General features: G+C 71.8%; 13 protein-coding genes. 2 read left to right on the top strand and 11 right to left on the bottom strand.

Translation table 11 applies throughout. The features are described 5' to 3' along the window. Nucleotides 1-7: 7 nt before the first annotated feature. From ACYQ77_RS00600 to ACYQ77_RS00560, 9 genes are all read right to left on the bottom strand, one after another. Nucleotides 8-1,297 (bottom strand): nucleotide sugar dehydrogenase, encoded by a 1,290-nt coding sequence (locus ACYQ77_RS00600; RefSeq protein ID WP_459706320.1) that lies wholly within the window; start codon nucleotides 1,295-1,297, stop codon nucleotides 8-10. A 232-nt stretch (nucleotides 1,298-1,529) separates the two neighbouring features. Then, nucleotides 1,530-2,405, bottom strand: a complete 876-nt coding sequence (locus ACYQ77_RS00595) for an LLM class flavin-dependent oxidoreductase (protein ID WP_459706318.1) — start codon at nucleotides 2,403-2,405, stop codon at nucleotides 1,530-1,532. Between the two features lie 5 nt (nucleotides 2,406-2,410). Continuing rightward, nucleotides 2,411-2,614 (bottom strand): hypothetical protein, encoded by a 204-nt coding sequence (locus ACYQ77_RS00590; RefSeq protein ID WP_459706316.1) that lies wholly within the window; start codon nucleotides 2,612-2,614, stop codon nucleotides 2,411-2,413. After that, on the bottom strand, nucleotides 2,575-3,018 hold the full coding sequence (locus tag ACYQ77_RS00585; RefSeq protein WP_459706314.1) for a hypothetical protein: 444 nt from the start codon (nucleotides 3,016-3,018) through the stop codon (nucleotides 2,575-2,577). Before ACYQ77_RS00585 ends, ACYQ77_RS00590 begins: the two co-directional genes overlap by 40 nt. A 1-nt stretch (nucleotide 3,019) precedes the next feature. After that, nucleotides 3,020-3,646 carry an NAD(P)-dependent oxidoreductase gene (locus tag ACYQ77_RS00580; RefSeq protein ID WP_459706312.1) on the bottom strand — a complete coding sequence of 209 codons (627 nt, stop codon included), beginning with the start codon at nucleotides 3,644-3,646 and terminating at the stop codon, nucleotides 3,020-3,022. Between the two features lie 630 nt (nucleotides 3,647-4,276). Then, the gene (locus tag ACYQ77_RS00575) at nucleotides 4,277-5,713 is read right to left on the bottom strand and encodes an FAD-dependent oxidoreductase (protein ID WP_459706310.1); all 1,437 of its coding nucleotides are present in this window, start codon (nucleotides 5,711-5,713) and stop codon (nucleotides 4,277-4,279) included. After that, nucleotides 5,713-6,108, bottom strand: coding sequence for a nuclear transport factor 2 family protein (locus ACYQ77_RS00570; protein ID WP_459706308.1), 396 nt, complete (start codon nucleotides 6,106-6,108; stop codon nucleotides 5,713-5,715). Before ACYQ77_RS00570 ends, ACYQ77_RS00575 begins: the two co-directional genes overlap by 1 nt. A 10-nt stretch (nucleotides 6,109-6,118) precedes the next feature. Continuing rightward, complete coding sequence (locus tag ACYQ77_RS00565) at nucleotides 6,119-7,150, bottom strand: alpha-ketoacid dehydrogenase subunit beta (protein ID WP_459706306.1); 1,032 nt, start codon at nucleotides 7,148-7,150, stop codon at nucleotides 6,119-6,121. Nucleotides 7,151-7,160: 10 nt separating this feature from the next. Further along, nucleotides 7,161-8,114 (bottom strand): thiamine pyrophosphate-dependent dehydrogenase E1 component subunit alpha, encoded by a 954-nt coding sequence (locus ACYQ77_RS00560; protein WP_459706304.1) that lies wholly within the window; start codon nucleotides 8,112-8,114, stop codon nucleotides 7,161-7,163. Nucleotides 8,115-8,316: 202 nt separating this feature from the next. Here ACYQ77_RS00560 and ACYQ77_RS00555 point away from each other — a divergent pair, with 202 nt between their 5' ends. Next, nucleotides 8,317-9,456 (top strand): trans-sulfuration enzyme family protein, encoded by a 1,140-nt coding sequence (locus tag ACYQ77_RS00555; RefSeq protein ID WP_459706302.1) that lies wholly within the window; start codon nucleotides 8,317-8,319, stop codon nucleotides 9,454-9,456. Nucleotides 9,457-9,566: 110 nt separating this feature from the next. Then, nucleotides 9,567-10,886 carry a hypothetical protein gene (locus ACYQ77_RS00550; protein ID WP_459706300.1) on the top strand — a complete coding sequence of 440 codons (1,320 nt, stop codon included), beginning with the start codon at nucleotides 9,567-9,569 and terminating at the stop codon, nucleotides 10,884-10,886. Between the two features lie 158 nt (nucleotides 10,887-11,044). Here the strand turns inward: ACYQ77_RS00550 and ACYQ77_RS00545 are convergent, their stop codons facing one another. Together ACYQ77_RS00545 and ACYQ77_RS00540 are read right to left on the bottom strand one after the other, a co-directional pair. Beyond that, on the bottom strand, nucleotides 11,045-15,940 hold the full coding sequence (locus tag ACYQ77_RS00545; RefSeq protein WP_459706298.1) for a DNA repair ATPase: 4,896 nt from the start codon (nucleotides 15,938-15,940) through the stop codon (nucleotides 11,045-11,047). Beyond that, complete coding sequence (locus tag ACYQ77_RS00540; protein WP_459706296.1) at nucleotides 15,937-17,997, bottom strand: flotillin family protein; 2,061 nt, start codon at nucleotides 17,995-17,997, stop codon at nucleotides 15,937-15,939. The genes ACYQ77_RS00545 and ACYQ77_RS00540 overlap by 4 nt, the downstream gene beginning before the upstream one ends. Nucleotides 17,998-18,000 lie beyond the last annotated feature (3 nt).

The following is an 18,000-nucleotide window of genomic DNA, read 5'->3' as shown; positions in this document are numbered from 1 at the left end:
GTCCCCTCTACAGGTGGTGGACGCCGTTGCCGGCGGGGAGCAGGTGCCAGGTGTCGAGCACGAGCGGCGCCGCGTCCCACAGCGGCTGCCCCATCAGCTCGGCGTGCGGGGTCACGAGGACCACGCAGTCGAACTCGGACACGTGGTCGCCGTGCCAGTCGATGCGCTCCACGGCCTCCCCGTCCACGACCAGGTCGGTGACCAGCGGGTCGGCGTAGCTCGGCTTGGCGGCCCGGTCGCGCAGCTCGCGGATGACGTCGACGCCGGGCGAGTTGCGCGTGTCGGCGACACCCGGCTTGTAGGCGACACCGGCGACGAGCACCCGTGCACCCGACAGGTCGGAGTCGGCGTCCTTGAGCAGGTCCGCCAGCCGGTCCACCACGACGGCCGGGCGGGCGCTGACGTGCTGGTGCGCCAGCTCGACCAGCCGCATCGGCCTGCCGTGCTCCTGCCCCAGCGCGGTGAGGAACCGCGGGTCGACGGGGATGCACTCGCCGCCCACGCCGGGGCCCGGGTAGTGCGGCAGGAAGCCGTACGGCTTGGTGGCGGCCGCGTCGATGACCTCGCGCGGAGCGAGCCCGAGCGCGTCGCACAGCTCGGAGAGCTCGTAGGAGAGGGCGATGTTGACCAGGCGGAACGTGTTCTCGAAGACCTTCGCGATCTCGGCCACCTCCGGTCTGCTGACCGGCACGACGGTGCTGGTGACGCGTGCCATCAGCCACGCGGCGAGCCGCGTGCACTCGGGCGTGAGCCCACCGACGAGCTTGGGCGTGTTCCGGACGGTCCAGCCACCGCCGCCCGCGGAGGCGGGGTCGATGCGCTCGGGCGCCATGGCGACGTGGAAGTCCACGCCCGCGACGAGCCCGCTGCCGCGCGCCAGCCGATCGGCCAGCTTCGCGGTGGTGCCCGGCGGCACGGTCGACTGCAGGACCACCAGCGCCCCGGCGCGGACGAGCGGCGCCACCACGTCCACCGCCGCGTCCACATAGGACAGATCGGCGACTCCGTCGCGCGCGGTCGGCGTCGGCACGCAGATGACGTACGCGTCGAGCCCGGCGAGCCGCGCCGGGTCGGCCGTGGGCTCGAACCACTCGGCGGTGGCGGCCAGCTCGTCGTCGGCGATGTCAGGCAGGTAGGACCGCCCGGCTCGCAACGCGGAGATCTTGTCCCGGTCGATGTCGAGGCCGATGGTCAGCAACCCGGACCCGGCCAGCGAGAGGGCCAGCGGCAGTCCGGTGTACCCCAGCCCAACGACCCCCACCGTGCCCGGGGTCTGTCGGTTGAACGTCGCGGTCATCGCGCTCCCTTTCCCGTCGGTACTGATGCCAGGGTCAAGGCACGGGTCGAGAGCGACTCAAGAACCGGTCAGGGATCGGTGCCGTGACCGCCTTGACCGGCCGAACGGGTGGTAGCGGCCAGCACGACGAGTAGTGCGGGACCGCGGATATCTGCGCGACGGATTTCCGGTCGAATCCGTTCACCTGATCGGTTGATGGACGCGGTCGGTCCGAGCGGGCCGACCGCGTTCGTCACACGAGTGCCCGTGCGGCGGGCACGACGTCTCGTGCGAAGCGCTCGACCTGGTCGACGGTGCCCTGCTCGGGCCAGAAGACGAAACAGCGGAACGGTTGCTCGGTCGCGAGCCGCGCGATGAGCGCCGCCCACTGGTCGGCCGTGCCGCGGACCGGGGCGGAACCCGCGCGTGCCTCGGCGTCGCCGGGTTTGTCGGTGATCGTGCCGACGAGCTGGGCCATGCGCAGCACGTCCGCGGGGTCGCGGCCGGCTTCGGTGGCGGCCCTCGAGATGGTCTCGTTGGCGGCGGCCCACGTCTCGTACGGCAGGTAGGACGGGATGGGCGCGGCCCAGCCGTCGGCGAGGCGGCCGGTCAGCGCGAAGCTGCGCGGGCCCTGCGAGCCGACCCAGATCCGGATCGGGTGGGCCGGGTGCGGTCCGGTGTGGACATCCCGGACCGAGTGGTGCGCACCGCCCGCGGTGGCGTTGCCCGGGGTCCACAGCGCGCGGAGCACGGCGATGGCCTCCGCCAGCGCGACCAGCGCCTCGCGGCCGGACAGCCGGGGCACGCCCATCGACTCGATGCCGTGCCAGTTGCCGCCCGCGCCCAGGCCCAGCTCGAACCGGCCACCGGACAGCACGTCGAGGGTGGCGGCGGTCTGCGCGAGCATGGCCGCGGGGCGGAGCGGGAGCGCGGCGACGTCCGGGAAGAACCGGAGGCGTTCCGTGCGCGCCAGCAGTGTCGCGATCAGCGCGAACGTCTCGACCAGCGGCGGCGCGTACGGGTGGTCCTGCACGCCGACGAGGTCCAGGCCGTGCTCCTCCGCGGCGTCGACGAGCGCGAGGTGCGCCCGGAGGTCCGCGGTCGGGAGCAACGAGAAGCCGAACTGCATGCTCCTCACCGTAGTGCGTAGCCCACGGCGACGAGCCAGACGAGCGCCGGGAACCGGCCGATCGGGATCAGCAGCGTCGCCGCCTCCGTGACGAACGTGAACAGCGACAGCAGCGAGATCGCCGCGAGGACCCACCCGATCTGCCGCAGCACCTTGGGCAGCGCACCGGTCATGCAGAGCCCGGCGACCAGCACACCGGCGGCGGCCACGTGCCCGACCCGCCGAGGCCGAAGAACAGCAGGTGGAACCCGCGGCGCGTCTCGGGCGAGGCGATGACGCCGTCGAAGGTGAGCACCCACTGGGTGAGCGCGTTGACGGCGAGCAGCCCGGCGGCGAGGTACCCGCCCGCCGCGGCGATCCGGGCGTTCGCCACCCGCTCGGCGACGGTCGCGGTGAACACCAGCAGCGCGAGCGCCGACAGGAACTGGGCGAACGCGATCCAGCGCAGGGCGCCCGCGTTGCCGGTGTAGTAGCGGGCGATCTCCCCGTCGTCGACGAACGGCGACGAGTACACGCTGCCGGTGAACGCGACCCCGAGGACGAGGCTGACGAGGAACAACCCGAGCACGGCGACGGCGGGCGGCGCGGTGCGGGGCGCGGTGAGCGTGGTCATGTCAGTACGCCACCTCGACGGTGTGCCGGAACGTGTCGGCGTCCGCGGCGTGGGTGAGGCAGAAGTGGGCGACGTCGGCACGGGAGATCGACCAGCAGCCGCGCAGCTTGTCGTCGACGGCCGTCCGGTACCGGCCGGTGACGGCGCCGTTGGTGAGGCGGGCGGCGCGGACGAGGGTCCAGTCGAGGTCGCTGGCCCGGACCGCGGCCTCCATCAGCGCCATGTCGGCGTAGGGCTTGGCGAGGATCCGGTGCAGCACCGCCGCGACGGCCCGCTCGGCCAGGCGGCGCGGCAACTCCAACGACGACGTCGAGACGACGAGCAACCGCACGACCCGTGCGTCCCGCATCGCGGCGACGATGTTGGCCGTGCCCTGCGAGTAGACGGTGGTGGCGTGCCGGTGCATGCCGATGCCGAGCGCGGAGATCACGACCTCCGCCCCGTCCACCGCGGCGGTGACGTCCCCGAGGTCGAGCACGTCCCCACCGACGACGGTGATCTCGTCCCCGAACTCGGCGAGCGCCTCGGGCCTGCGCGCGAGCACGGTCACCTTGTCACCGGCGTCGAGCGCCTGCCTGATCACCGACCGCCCGGTACCCCCGGTCGCGCCGAACACCGTCAACCGCATGTCGCCCTCCAGTTGTCCACAACCGCCTCGGTTATCCACAGCCGCCGCCTGAAACCCCCGGACTGTCACCCCCACCCGGTAAACTGGCAAGGCGGGTGGCCCCCGGGACAGGGTGGGGCCTGCGACGCGCGCGCGAGCTTGTCGCGGCGGGTCCACGTTTCGTGTTTGTCCACAGCCGACTCGGTTGTCCACAGCCACGGCCCGAAACCCCGTGACTGTCACCCCTGCCCGGTAAGCTGGCATGGCGGGTGGCCCCCGGGACAGGGTGGGGGCCGCATCGCGCGCGCGAGCGGTTTGCCGCGGTCCGGCCGGTGTTGTGCTCCGGCGCTGTGGCTCGGGGTCGCCGGGCCGATGACGGTCGTGCCCCTGGTCTGTGGGCCGCCTCGTGGGTTCTCGTGGTGTGACGGCGTCCTGGGGGTACGGGGCCGCGGGTGGCCTCGCGTTCCCGCGACGCCTCGCCGGTCCCGCCGGAACCCAGCGGGCCGACGACGTCCCGCCGGTTCGTGCGGTGTCCGGAAAGGCGCGTTCAGGTCGCTGGGTGACCTGAACGCGCCGTTCAGGACAGGCGGCCAGACACTGCGCGACCGGCCACCCACGCGGGCGTGCACCGGGCCGCGCGCTGCCGCACGTTCACGCCGCCTTCGGCTCCGCCACTGCCGCCGCCAGCGCCGCGGTCAGTTCCGCCCGTGACGCGCCCGGCAACTGCGGCGGCGGACCGCCCGCCATCGCCGCGCCGATGCGCCGCGCCATCTCCTCGTTCGCGTACAGCTCGGCGGGCGAGGTCAGCGACATCATCACGTGCGCGACGCGCCGCCACACCTCGACGTCCTTCAGCGACGCCGCCACGGCCGCCCCGAAGTGCACCACGCCCGGCGGGGGCATCTGCGGCCGCTGGCCGGCCGCCACCGCCTCCCACAGGCCGGCGCGCCCGCGGTCGTTCGCGATCGCCTCGCCGAGGAACGGGGCCAGCAGCGCCTTCGTGGCACCGGCGAAGCGGGCCGCCTGTGCGCGGTCCACGGCCGGGTGAACGTCAAGCAGGTCCGCCAGCTCGTACACGTGCGCCAGCGCCAGCGACACACCGCGCCCGTTCGCCGGGTTCGTCGTGCACACCGCGTCGCCCAGCGCGTAGAAGCCGACGGTCAGCCGCTCGGCGCCGGGGTCGACGAAGCGGGAGCTGTTGTCCAGCCCGCCCATCGCGTACACCGGCGAGATCGGCTCCGAGTTGCCCGGCGCGACCCAGCCGGCGAGCAGCGGCGTCGCGCGGATCGCCGCCGTGAACGCGGCCTCCTCGCGCAGCGCCTTCATCGGCTTGTCGTCCGGGAGGACGCCCACGGAGATGGAGAACGTGTCGCCTTCGCCCAGGAACAGGACGGCCGTGTAGCTGTCCCACATGCCGCCCGCGCCGAAGCCGCGGTTCAACGGGCCCGGCGGGGCGGGCGTCAAACGCCGGTAGTACCGGGTGTAGTAGGTGATCCGGCAGCTCTCGCTCTGCGCCTCCGGCACCGGCAGCCCCGCCTCCGCCAGCCACTTCGCGGACGACGTCTTGCGACCGCTCGCGTCCAGCACGAGGTCGGCGGACAGCTCCGTGCCGTCCGACAGCCGCACCCCCGTCACGCGGTCCCCGTCGGTCACCAGACCCCGGACCGTCGCGCCCGTGCGCAGCGAAACACCCTGCCGCGCCAGTGCCCGGGACCGCAGCACCCACTCGAACGTCGACCGGCGCACGGTCAGCATGTTCAGCAGGTCGTCCGACGGGACGCGCTCGACCTGGCCCAGTGTCGGCGGCGTGAAGTCCGCCAGGTTCACCTCGCCCGCGCCCGCCTCGACCAGCGCGGAGTACACGTCCGGCAGCCGCTCCTTCAACAGGTTCGTGCCGCGTGAACCGAACGCGTGCGAATGCGCGGCCTGCGGCACCGTCGGACGCGGCCAGCCGCCCGCCGCCGCCGCCAACGTGGACGGTGGCTCTGCGGCCTCCCGCTCCAGCACCAGCACCTCGTGCCCGCGGTCCGACAGCGCGGCCGCGGCCGCCAGACCGGTGACGCTCCCGCCAACAGCGATGATCTTCATCAGGCGTTCCAGAACTCGTCGAGGGCGTACACGTCGTTCGGGTAGGTCCAGAACTCCTTGATCTTGCCGTCGACGATCAGCGCGACGTTGATGAACGGCATCTCCAGCACGAGGCCCTTGCGCTCGTAGTGGGTCTCGAGCACGGCGAACGCGTAGTTGTCGCTGCCGCCGATCTCCTTGACCTCCATGCGGAGGTTGCCGTTGGTCAGCTCCCACATCTTGTTCGCGAACGCGGTCGAGTCCGCGATGCCGACGTGCTCACCGGACAGCGGGTTGCGGCCCGGGTAGTGGTGCACCGAGTCCTCGTGCCAGTACGTGCCCGCGGTCTCGACGTCGCCGACGCCGAAGGCGGCGTACACCTTCTCCATCAGCTGGACGTTGGGGTTCTCCGACATGGTCAACTCCTCAGGATGCCTTGCTGGTGACGGAACTCGGGAGGGTGGAACGGACGGCGTCGACGATCTTGGCGGCGTCGGGCGGGAACGCGTCCTCCAGCGACGCCGCGAACGGCACGGGCGCGTGCGGGCCGGTGACGGTCCGCACGGCCGAGGACAGCGACGAGAAACGGTGCTCCGCCACCGTGCCCGCGATGTCGGTGGCGATGGAGCAGCGCGGGTTGGACTCGTCGACCACGACCAGCCGCGACGTCTTCTCCACGCTCGCGTACACGGTGTCGAAGTCGAACGGCGACAGCGTGCGCGGGTCGATGACCTCGGCCGACACGCCCTCCTCGGCGAGCGTGGCCGCGGCCTTCGTCGCCTCGTGGACCATCCGTCCGATCGCGACGATGGTCACGTCGTCGCCTTCGCGCACGACGCTCGCGACGCCGAGCGGCACCGTGTAGCGCTCCTCCGGCACCACGCCGCGGCTGCCGAAGTAGAGCAGCTTGTGCTCGAAGAAGATCACCGGGTCGTCGTCCTGGATCGCCGACGCCATCAGGCCCTTGGCGTCCACCGGGTTCGACGGCGCGACCACCTTCAGGCCCGGGATGTGCGTGAACAGCGAGTACAGCGCCTGCGAGTGCTGCGCGGCACGCCGCATGCCGGTGCCCCACATCGCCCGGATCACGAGCGGCACGGACGCCTTGCCGCCGACCATGTACCGCAACTTGGCGGCCTGGTTGAGGATCTGGTCGAAGCACACCCCCGCGAAGTCCACGAACAGCAGGTCAGCCACCGGCCGCAGCCCTGTCGCGGCCGCGCCGACCGCGGCGCCCACGAACGCGGCCTCGGTGATCGGCGCGTCGAAGATCTGGTTCGGGAACCGGTTGTGCAGGCCGCGGGTCGGGCCCCACGCGTGGCCGAGCGTGCCGTCGCAGCCCGTGCCGCCGATGTTGTCCTCGCCGAACACGACCACCGACGGGTCGGCGGCCATCTCCAGCGCGAGCGCCTCGTTCAGTGCCTCCAGGTAGGAGAGCACGCGCGGTGTCTCGGTCATCGCTTCCCTCTCAGTACGACACGTAGACGTCGGTCAGCAGCTCGGACAGGTCCGGCTCCGGCGCGGCCTTGGCGGTGGCGACCGCCAGCTCGACCGCCGCGTCCACCGTCACGTCCACTTCGGACAGCGCGGCCCCGGCCAGCCCCGCCTTGGCCGTGAAGATCGTCAGCGGGTCCTGCTCGGCCCGCAGCCGCTCGACCTCGCCCTCGCCGCGGTAGCCCTGCTGGTCGAAGCCCTCCATGTGGCCGAAGAACCGGCCTGCCTTGCACTCGATGAGCGACGGGCCGCCACCGGAGCGCGCCCTGTCGACGGCCTCCGACGCGGCCGCGTGCACGGCGAACCAGTCGGTGCCGTCGACGGTCACCGCGGGGATGCCGTACGCCTCCGCACGGCGGGCGACGTCGAGGCCCTTCAGGTGGTAGCGGGTGCCGGTGGCCTGCGCGTAGAAGTTGTCCTCCACCACGAACACGACCGGCAGCGTCCACACCGACGCGAGCGTGAGGCTCTCCGCGAACGACCCCTGGTTGGCGGCGCCGTCACCGACGAACGCGACCGACACCCGGTCCCTGCCCAGCACCTTCGCCGACAGCGCGGACCCGCACGCCAGCGGCGCGCCCCCGGCCGCCACGCCGTTGGCGCCGAGCATGCCCTTCTCGAAATCGGCGATGTGCATCGAGCCGCCCTTGCCGCCGCACAGGCCGCCCGCCTTGCCGTACAGCTCGAGCATCATCGCGGTGATGTCGCAGCCCTTCGCGATCGCGTGGCCGTGCCCGCGGTGCGTGGACGCGATGTAGTCGGACTCGCGCAGCGCGGCACAGACGCCTGCGGCGACGGCCTCCTGGCCCGCGTACAGGTGCACCGCGCCCGGGATCCCCCCGTTCGGCAGCTCCTCGTGCACCCGCTCCTCGAACGCGCGGATCGTGCGCATCACCCGGTACGCCTCGAGTAGTTCTGTCTGCGCCATAAGGGGATTTCCTTTCGGGGCCCGCGAAATGCCACCGCTGACGGTAGGTCCGGTCCGCCCGGTGACCGGGAAACGTCGAGCCCGCCTCGACCGGACGTCAGCCCGTTCTGTCAAGGGGTCGTCAGCGGGCGGGAAACCGCTCGAGGCTCGACGTAGGCTCGACCGTGGCTGGGTGGCCGCCCGCTAGGAGGAGGTTCTTCACATGCGTTTCGACACACTCGCGGTCCACGGGGGCGAGCTGGTGCCGGGTCCGGAAGGCTCGGTCGTGTTCCCGATCTTCCAGGGCACGGTGTTCACCAGCGAGCCGGGCGAGTCCTACCACGACATCAAGTACCACCGGCTGAACTCGACGCCGTCGCAGAAGTACCTGCACGGCAAGCTGGCCGCGCTGGAGGGCGCGGAGGCGGCGGTGGCCACGTCGTCGGGCATGGCCGCGGTGACGACGATCCTGCACACGCTGCTGGGCGCGGGCGACCACCTGCTGGTCGGTGACGTGCTGTACGGCGGCACCCACGACTTCGTCACCGGGCACGCCGAGCGGCTCGGCTGGGAGTACAGCGTCATCGACCCGCACGACCCGTCGTCGTGGGAGGTGCGGGACAACACGAAGGCCGTGCTGGTGGAGACCATCACGAACCCGCTGATGCGGGTCGGGCGGCTGCGGGAGGTCGTCGACTTCGCGCGTGCGCACGGGATCGTCAGCGTGGTCGACAACACGTTCGCGTCCCCGGTGAACTTCCGGCCGGTCGTGGCGGGCTTCGACCTGGTGTTCAACAGCGCGACGAAGTACCTGAACGGCCACTCGGACCTGGTCGCCGGCTCGGTCGCGGGCTCGGCGGAGCTGGTCGAGAAGGTGCGGCACACGCAGAACCTGTACGGCGGCAGCCTCGACCCGCACGCCGGCTACCTGCTGGCACGCAGCCTGAAGACGCTCGGGGTGCGCGTGCGGCAGCAGAACGCGAACGCGCTGGCGCTCGCGACGTTCCTGGCGGAGTCGCCGAAGATCGCCGCGGTGAACTACCCGGGGCTGGCGTCGCACCCCGACCACGGGCACGCGCGTGAGCTGCTGAGCGGGTTCGGCGGGATGCTGAGCTTCCGGCTCGCCGGCGGGGTCGCCGCGGCGGAGGAGTTCCTGGCGGCGCTGACGCTGCCCGCGGTGGCGCCGAGCCTCGGCGGGGTGGAGACGCTGATCACCCGGCCCGCCGTGACGTCGCACGCGGGGATGTCACCGGAGGACCGGGCGACCGCGGGCATCACCGACGACCTCATCCGCCTGTCGGTGGGCATCGAGGACGAGGAGGACCTGCTGGCCGACTTCGCGCAGGCCCTCGACAAGGTCTGACCGGCAGTTCTTCACGCAGTTTCACCCCTGTTCGGGAACATCGCACGGGCGCGTCGCGATGTCCCGGGTGCACGGGTCCGGACCAGGGCCCGGTGACTCTGGGGAGAGACATGCGAAGAACTTCACGGCTCGTCGTCGCCGCGGCCGGCGTACTCGCCGCGCTCGCGGCGACGCCACCGCTCACCGCGAGCGCGGCCACGCCGCCGGTGGTGAACTGGGCGCACAGCGTCGAGGACGACCTCGGCACGCTCGAGGTCGCGGCGCGGGCGGAGGCGGGCGTCACCGCGCTCCGCGCACACATCCGGAAGTACGGCGTCGACCAGGACATCGCCGTCGTCGACGACTTCGTGCTCGTGTCGGGCACCGTCCAGGACGGGGTGTGGCGCACCCCGCAGCCGGTGCAGCTCGCCGAGTTCGACTACTACGACGTGGTCGTCGACGTGACCGACGCCGACGGCAACGTCGCCAGCGGGCCCAGCCGCGGCACGCTCACCTACGCGGTCCGGACGACGTTCAGCCCGCTGCGGATCGACCCGCCCGCCGTGACCTACACCGATCGCGAGGTGACGGTGAGCGGCACGCTGACCGGGACGCGGCCCGACAACCGGGAGGTCGTGCCGGTCCCCGGCGGTGCCGTGGACGTCAGCAGCATCGCGGCCGAGGGCCAGCCCGCGACGGTGACGACGGCGGCCGACGGCACCTTCGCGGCGACGCTGGTGATGGCGGGCCCGGGCGACGTGTACGCCGTGTTCGGCGCGGAGGGCTACTACATGCGCGCCAACTCCGAGCCCACGCCGGTCGAGGTCGTCCCGGCCGAGTCGCGGATCAGCCTGCGGCTGTCGGCCACCGAGGTGGACCAGGGCGCGCCGGTGACCGTGTCCGGGCAGCTCACGTGGCTGTCGCCGGACAACGGGTGGCAGCCGCTCGCCGGCAAGCAGATCGGGGTGCTGCACTGCTCCGACTCGCTCGGGTACTGCAACACCTTCGAGTACCCGATCACGGACGCGGAAGGCCGCTACTCCGTGGTCATGACGCCGTGGAGCACCGGGCACTTCCGCGTCGGCTACCCGTCGGACGACCCGTTCGTCGGACGGGCCGTCGCCGAGGCGGACATCGTCGTGTGGGAGCCCGCGTCGTTCACCGACTTCACCGCGGCACGGGACGCGGCCGGGGACGTCGTCGCGCAGGGCCACATGGAGTTCGGGTACACCACGCCGTGGCCGGTCGAGGTGGAGATCCAGTTCCAGCGCGCGGGCAGCCGCACGTGGACCACGGTGGCCACCGACGACGACGCCGAGTGGGACGGCACCGGCGGGTACCTGTTCACGGCGACCGTCGACCAGCCGAGGAAGGGGCACTGGCGCGCGTACTTCGCCGGGCGGCCCGACCTGTTCCGGCCTGCCACGTCGGATCCGGTGTTCGTGCGCTGACAGCCCGGTACCGGCGGCACTGGCCGGGGTCCGCCCCGGCCAGTGCCCGGTCCAGCGCGGACAGTGCGATCGACGGGGTCGCCCGCGGTCACCGCACCGCGTTCGACCCCGCCGGTCACCACGCCGCCGGGAACACGTCCTCGGCCGGCATGAGGAAGTCAGCCACGCCGTTCCGCGGCTCGGGTGATCGCCGACTCCACCGCCGCCACGCGATCGGCCAGCAGGCCCACCGCGCCGACCGCACGCACCATCGGGTCGTCCTCCGCGCCGCCCAGGGCCTTGTCGCGCAGGAACGCGGCCTTCACCTCGGCCCAGCGCGTCGCCTGCTCCGGCGTCAGACGGCCGCGCAGCTCGGCGAGCTTCAGCAGGTTGGCCTCCGCGCCCGCGGTGAGGGTCTGCGCCTCGCCGAGGTAGTGGTCGTCGATCAGGGTCTCGAGTTCGGCGTCGTTCATCACCGGGACGATGCGTTCCGCCAGCTTGTTCATGTTGCGGTACGAGCCCTGCAGCTGGAACGGCGGCTCCACCCGCGACGACTCGGCCTGCGCCGCCGACGCGATGTACGCCTGGTTGTTCTTGAGCACGACCTCCTGCACGCGCAACAGCTTCCGCAGCACGGACGTGATCTGGTCCAGCTCCACCGCCGAGTACGGGTGCGACAGCGCGTCGGACCGGACCTCCTCGCCGCGGGCGAGGCGGACGAGCTGCTCGACGTCGCCACGCTCGCGGGTGGACAGTGGCGCCAGCACCTGGTTGGACGTCAGCGAGTTCTCGATGTAGCTGAGCGCGAACAGGTCCTCGCGGCCGGACAACACGTCACCGAGGTTCCACACGTCCGCGCGGTTCGCCAGCATGTCCGGGATCCGGAACCGCTTGCCCTGCTCGGTGTACGGGTTGCCCGCCATGCACACCGCGAACCGCTTGCCGCGCAGGTCGTACGTCCTGGTTCGGCCGTCCCACACGCCCTCCATCCGGCGCTGCGCGTCGCAGAGCGAGATGAACTTCTGCAGCAGCTCCGGGTTGGTGTGCTGGATGTCGTCCAGGTACAGCAGCGCGTTGTTGCCCAGCTCCAGCGCGAAGGAGATCTTCTCGACCTCCTGCCGCGCGGTCGCGTTGGGCGCGTCCGCCGGGTCCAGCGACGTCACGTCGTGGCCCAGCGCCGGGCCGTTGACCTTGACGAACACCAGGCCCAGCCGGTTCGCGACGTACTCCATCAGCGTCGTCTTGCCGTAGCCGGGCGGGGAGATGAGCAGCAGCAGGCCCATCTGGTCGGTGCGCTTGCCGTCGCCGGTCGCGCCCAGCTGCTTGGCGAGGTTGTCGCCGATCAGCGGCAGGTACACCTCGTCCAGCAGCCGGTTGCGCACGAACGCGCTCATCACCTTCGGCTTGAACTCGTCCAGCCGCAGCCGGGCGCGTTCGCGGTCGAGCAGTTCGTTGCGCTGCTTCTGGTACGCGCGGAACGCGGGCACGCGTGCCAGCCGGAACCGGCGGGTCCTGGCCAGCGTCTCGTCCAGCCGCAGCGTCAGCGTGCGGTCGGTCACGCGCGGGTGCGCGCCCAGCAGACCCTCCACCGTGGCCGACACCGCCGCCGACGAGTCGTGCCGCGGCAGGTCGCACAGCAGCAGCGCCACCGCCTCCGGCAGTTCCTCGGCGGGCAGCTCGTCCGATGTGGACACGAACGCGGTCAGCCACGCGGTCGCCAGCTGGTGGCGGGCCGCCACGTCCTCGCCGAGGGCACGCAGGTCGTCGTCGAACTCGCGCCGGCCGCCCAGTTCGCGGCGGAACCTCTCCACGATCGTGCGCGCGCCCGCGCTGGTCACGAACCCGGCCGGGGTCGAGCCCAGCTCCTCGAACAGGTACTCGGCGGCCAGCCCGGTGTCGCCGTCGGCCAGCGGGAACTCCGCCATGGCGGTCGCGAACTCGGCGCAGAGCGCCGCGATCGCGGCGACCGGGCCGAACGCGGCACGGGCTCGCGCGAGCGACGCCGCCCGCGTCGTCCACGCCTTGCGCTCGTCCTCGGGTGCGCCGAACGCCCAGAACAGCTGGGCCAGCGCGCGGGCGGCGGGCGGGTACCGCAGCAGCCCGGCACCGGCCCGCAGGCGGACCAGCACCTCGAGGATCGCGGCCGCGTCGTGGTCGTGCACGCCGCGCTCGTAGCCCTCGTCGTAGCGGGACTCGGCCGCCGTGCGCACCAGCGCGAGCAGGTCGGCGTCGTCGGGCACGCCGGCTTCCAGCACGGTCGCCGCCAGGTACTCGGCGCGGTAGACGTCCGCCGACTCCGACACCAGCAGCTGGTCCCAGAACGGCTTGGTCTCGAGGAACGCGGGGTCGCGGACCGGGGTGCGGAAGTCGGTGCCGGTGACGGCGAGCGACATGCCGCCGTCCTTGGGCACCAGCGTCAGGTCGATGGCCTGCGTGTTCACCGCGAACCGGTGCCTGCCGAGCCGCACGGTCTCGCCGCCGTCGCCGAACAGGTCGGCGCGGTCCCGCAGCGACCGGCCCGCCTCCTGCCGGGCGGCCTTCAGGCGGCCGTCCAGTTCCTCGGCGCGGACCGCGTCGTCCAGCTCCCGCAGCTCCGCCGCGACCGAGCGGACCTTCGCGACCATCGGGTCGGACGCGAAGTACGTGTTGATCTCGTCCAGGCTGGACAGCGTGGCGACGCGGCGGTTGATGCTGGTCAGCACGCGTTCCGCGGAGTCGACGAGGCGGTCGGCGCGGCGGGACTGCTCGTCGACGAGCGCCTGCTTGCGGGACGAGAACGCCTCGTAGACGTCGGTGCGCTTGGCGGTCAGCTCGGCGAGGAAGTCGTCGAACTCGCTGAACCGCGACTCGAGGTTCTCGAGCTGCAGCAGCAGCCTGCCGAGCTGTTCGTCGCAGCGCTGCGGGGTGTCGGCGACCGCGAGCGCACCCGTGATCGACTGGCCGAGCAGCGCGAACTCGGCGGCGAACGCGGCCCGGCCCTCGGTCGCGAGCAGTTCCCGGCGCCGTCCGTCCACCGTGGCCCGAGCGCGGTTGACGCCGCCGAGCACCTCGCCGATCCGCTCCAGGATCTGGGTGCGCACGGTCGCGTCGGCGATGTCGAGCGAGCCGACGACCTCGGTGACGATCTCCAGCCCGGCGGCCTGCTCGGTCAGCCGCTCGACGACCGGGCCCGCCTCGGCGACGGTCGTGATCGCGGCCGCGTCGGCGACCAGCGCCTCGACCTTCTCGTGGTAGGAGGTGAAGGCGTCCTCGCCGCGCAGGAAGTCGACCGCCCGCTTGGCCGCGCTGTCCAGTTCGGACTCCAGCGTGGCGGCCAGCTCGTCGATCCGCCCGGTGTCGACGTACCGCAGCTCGCGCAACGTCACGAGCCGGCCCTGCGCGCGGCGCAGCGACGCCAGCTGCCCGACCCACTCGTCGGCCGACTTCGGCGCCTCGCCCCGGACCCGCCGCACGAGCGACGCGATCTCGTCACCGGCCTTGCCGAGTTCGGCCGCGGCCGTGTCGGTCAGCGACTGGACGTTCTCGAACTCGGCCAGCACCTGCTCGGCGGTCGCCCGCACGTCGGTGAGCGCGCCGCGCAGGTCGCCCAGCTCCTGCTCACCGAGCCAGTGGTAGCTGTCGAAGGCCCGCGCGCACGCCGCGATGAGCCCCTCGAACATGGCGGTCGACGGGCCCATCTCGTCGATCATCCGGGTGACCGAGAGGCAGTCGGAGATGCCGCGCACCAGGTCCGCGTTGCCGACCCGCTCCAGCGGCCCGGTGCCGACCGGCTGCGCCGCCGCGTAGGAGTCGGACACGAACGGCGTCTGCCACACCTGCATGGGGTGCACCCGCGTCGGTTCTTCCGACGTGGCGCGGAACGCGACCAGCGTGCCGTCCTCGAACAGCGAGTAGCCGTGGCACGGCAGCGGGTTCGCGACCTCCTTGCGGATCACGTTGTAGGGCAGCAGCAGCGTGCGGCCCTCGCGGCGGGCGTGGAAGGCGTACAGCACGTCCTCGCCGTTGGGCGACCGGATGACCCGCTCGAACTCCAGGTCGTCGGTCTCGGTGTTCTCGAACGTGCGGGACACGCCGGTGGCGAGGTAGTAGCCGCCGGGGAAGATGATGCCCTGGTCCTCCGGCAGCCGCTGGCACGCCTGACCGATCCCGTCGAGCCGCACCACCGTCTTGGTGCGCGTGTTGAACACCAGGTAGCGGTGGACCTTCTCGTTGTACGGCAGGATCCGCAGCAGGATCAGCGGACCGATGCGGGCGTACCGCACGTCCGCGTCCGCGAGGCTCTGCAGCGGCTCGTCCACCGGCTCGCTGTAGATGCCCTCGCCGACCTCGGTGTTGTTCTCGACCTTGATGGTGAGGTCGCCGTTGACCGTCTCGATGAACAGCTCGTTCTCGATCGAGATGTGCGGGTGGCGGCCCAGCACGTGGTCGTCGCGGCTGGTCTCGGTCCACTCGAAGTCGTGCGAGGACGGGAACACGTGGTCCCGCTCGCCCGCGTTGTCCACGTAGGACAGCGTGCCGTCCGCGCCGACCAGCCACCGCAGGACCTTGATGTCCTCGGTGCGCGGGCCGGTCTGGAAGATCGCGAGCAGCTTGCCCTCGATCGGCCGCAGCTGCAGCAGCCGCGTCTCCCGGTAGTACTTGTACAGCTCGGTGAAGTCGCGGCGGAACCGCTCGTCGCCCAGCAGCTCGGGCCGTTCGGCAGGCGCGTCCTCGAACCGGAACGCGTCGCCGTCGCGGGTGAAGCGGTGCAGCGAGAACACGTCCCGCACCGTGGTCTCCGGCTTGAGGCCGATGAACACGTTGTAGCCGAACAGCATCAGCCCGCTCGCGCCGCCGTCGCCGTCCGGGATGGACACGATGTCGCGCGGCACGCAGTTGTGCTCGGTGCGGATCCGCTCGCCGCCGACGAGCCGCAGTTCGGTGCTGCCGAACACTTCGAGGCGGCGGGTGTTGAGGGCCTCGGCCCGCCGAGCAAGCTCTCCTGCTTGCTCGGCGAGCCGCTGCCGCAGCACCTCGTAGGTACGGGCGTCCAGCCCGTCCTGTGCCGGGGCGGGCGCTTCGACGGTCTGCGTCACGGCTGCGGGGCGATCTCAGGCACCCGCTCGACCGGCGCCTGTGTCATCGCGGCGCCGCTCAGCAGCTCCTGGATGCGCGAGGCCTGCGGGCCACCGTCCTTCATCATCTTCATCAGCGCGGCCGAGATCGACAGGTTCTTGACGTCGTCGCTGCCCAGCGCGCCGAGGATCTCCTTGAGGTCGTCGGCGAAGCTGGCGGTGCCGTTCAGCCACGGGCCTGCCAGCTTCTGGGCGACGTCGGAGCCGTTGACGAACCCGTCGACGCTCTTGCCGAGGGTGATCGAGCCCATCAGCTTGTCGAAGAACACGCTGTCGCCGCCGACGATGTCGATGTCGGCCTTCTCCAGCCCGGCGGAGAGCACCATGGCCTGCGACTCGGCGACCTCGCGCTGCGCCTGGATGCCCGCCATCCGCAGGTCCTTCTCCATCTCCAGCCGGAGGCGGAACTCCTCGTGCTCGCGGGTCGCGTCGTCCAGCGCGGCCATGGCCGCGGCCTTCTCGGTGAGGCCCTCTGCCTCGCCCTTCAGCTTCTCGCGCAGCGCGTCGGCGCCCGCCATGGCCTTCTCCCGCTCCACAGTGGCCTCCGCGACGCCGCGCTTCTCGACGGCTTCCGCGGTGGCGAGGCCCTTCTCGCGCTCGACGACCGCCTCGGCGCGGCCTTCCTTCTCGATGACCTCGGCGTTGCGCTCGCGCACCTGCACCTCGGCGAGGCCCTTCGCGGCCGTCTCGGCCTGGATGCCCTCCGCGAGGCGGATCTTGGCGCGGGCCTCGAGGTCCGCGGTCTGCTGGCGCGCCTCGGCGAGCGTGAGCTCCTCGCGGGCCTTGTGCTTGGCCGCGGCCTCGGCCGCCTCGGCGGCCTTGATGTCCTTGACCAGGTGCTCCTGCGCCTCGGCCTCGGCGGCGATGATCGTGGCCTGCCGCAGCCGCTCGGCCTCCTCGACCGCGCGGAGGCGCTTGATGTTCTCCTCCTGCTCGGCGACGGTCTTGTCGACGGCGACCCGCTCGCGCACGACCTCGGCGACGGCGCGGCGCTCGACCTCGACCTCCTTCTCCTTGGCCGCGTTGGCGAGCGCGATCTCCCGCTCGCGCGCCACGACCTCGAGCATGCGGTCCTTCTCGATGCGCTCGGACTCGATCGCGATGACCCGCTCGCGGTTCTTCTCGGCGACGGCGATCTCGCGGGCCCGGTTCTGGTCCTGGATGCCGAGCTGCTCGTCGGTGCGCAGCATCGCGGCCTGCGCCTTGAGACGCTCCTCGGCCTGGACCTTGGCGGTCTCGGCCTCCTCGCGGGCCTTCATGGTCTCGATCTCGCGGCGCTGGCGGTTCTCCGCGTCGGCCTGGCGGCGTTCCAGCTCGAGGATCGCCTCGCGGGCGTCCACGTTCTGCTTGGTGATCTCCTTCTCCTCGTTGCGCTGGAACTCGTTGGTCCGCACGTGCTCGATCGCCGTCAGCTCGGTGATCTTGCGGATGCCCTGCGCGTCGAGGATGTTGTTGGAGTCCAGCCGCTCGAGCGGGGTCTGCTCGAGGTAGTCGATCGCCGCGTCCTCGAGGCTGTAGCCGTTGAGGTCGGTGCCGATGACGGCGAGGATGCGGTCGCGGAACTCGTTGCGCTTGGTGTACAGGTCGACGAAGTCGAGGTGCTTGCCGACGGTCTTGAGCGCCTCGGAGAACTTGGCGTTGAACAGCTCCTGCAGGGTGTGCTGGTCACTGGCGCGCGCGGTGCCGATCGCCTGCGCCACCTTGATGACGTCCTCGCTGGTCTTGTTGACCCGCACGAAGAACGTGATCCGGATGTCGGCGCGGATGTTGTCCTGGCAAATCAGCCCTTCCTGGCCGGTGCGGGCGATCTCGATCGTCTTCACCGAGATGTCCATGACCTCGGCCCGGTGCAGCACCGGCAGCACGACGGCGCCGGTGAACGTGACGTGCACGTTGCGTGCCTTGGAGACGATCAGCGCCTTGCCCTGGTCGACCTTGCGGTAGAGCCGGCTCACGGCGATCAGCAGGACCAGCAGCACGACGAGCGCGACGCCGCCTGCGATGAGGATTGTTTCCATTCA

It is taken from the genome of Actinophytocola sp. KF-1 (assembly GCF_054661535.1).
Note: the sequence above shows the minus strand (reverse complement) of the source record. Positions and strands in the feature narration are given on the sequence as shown.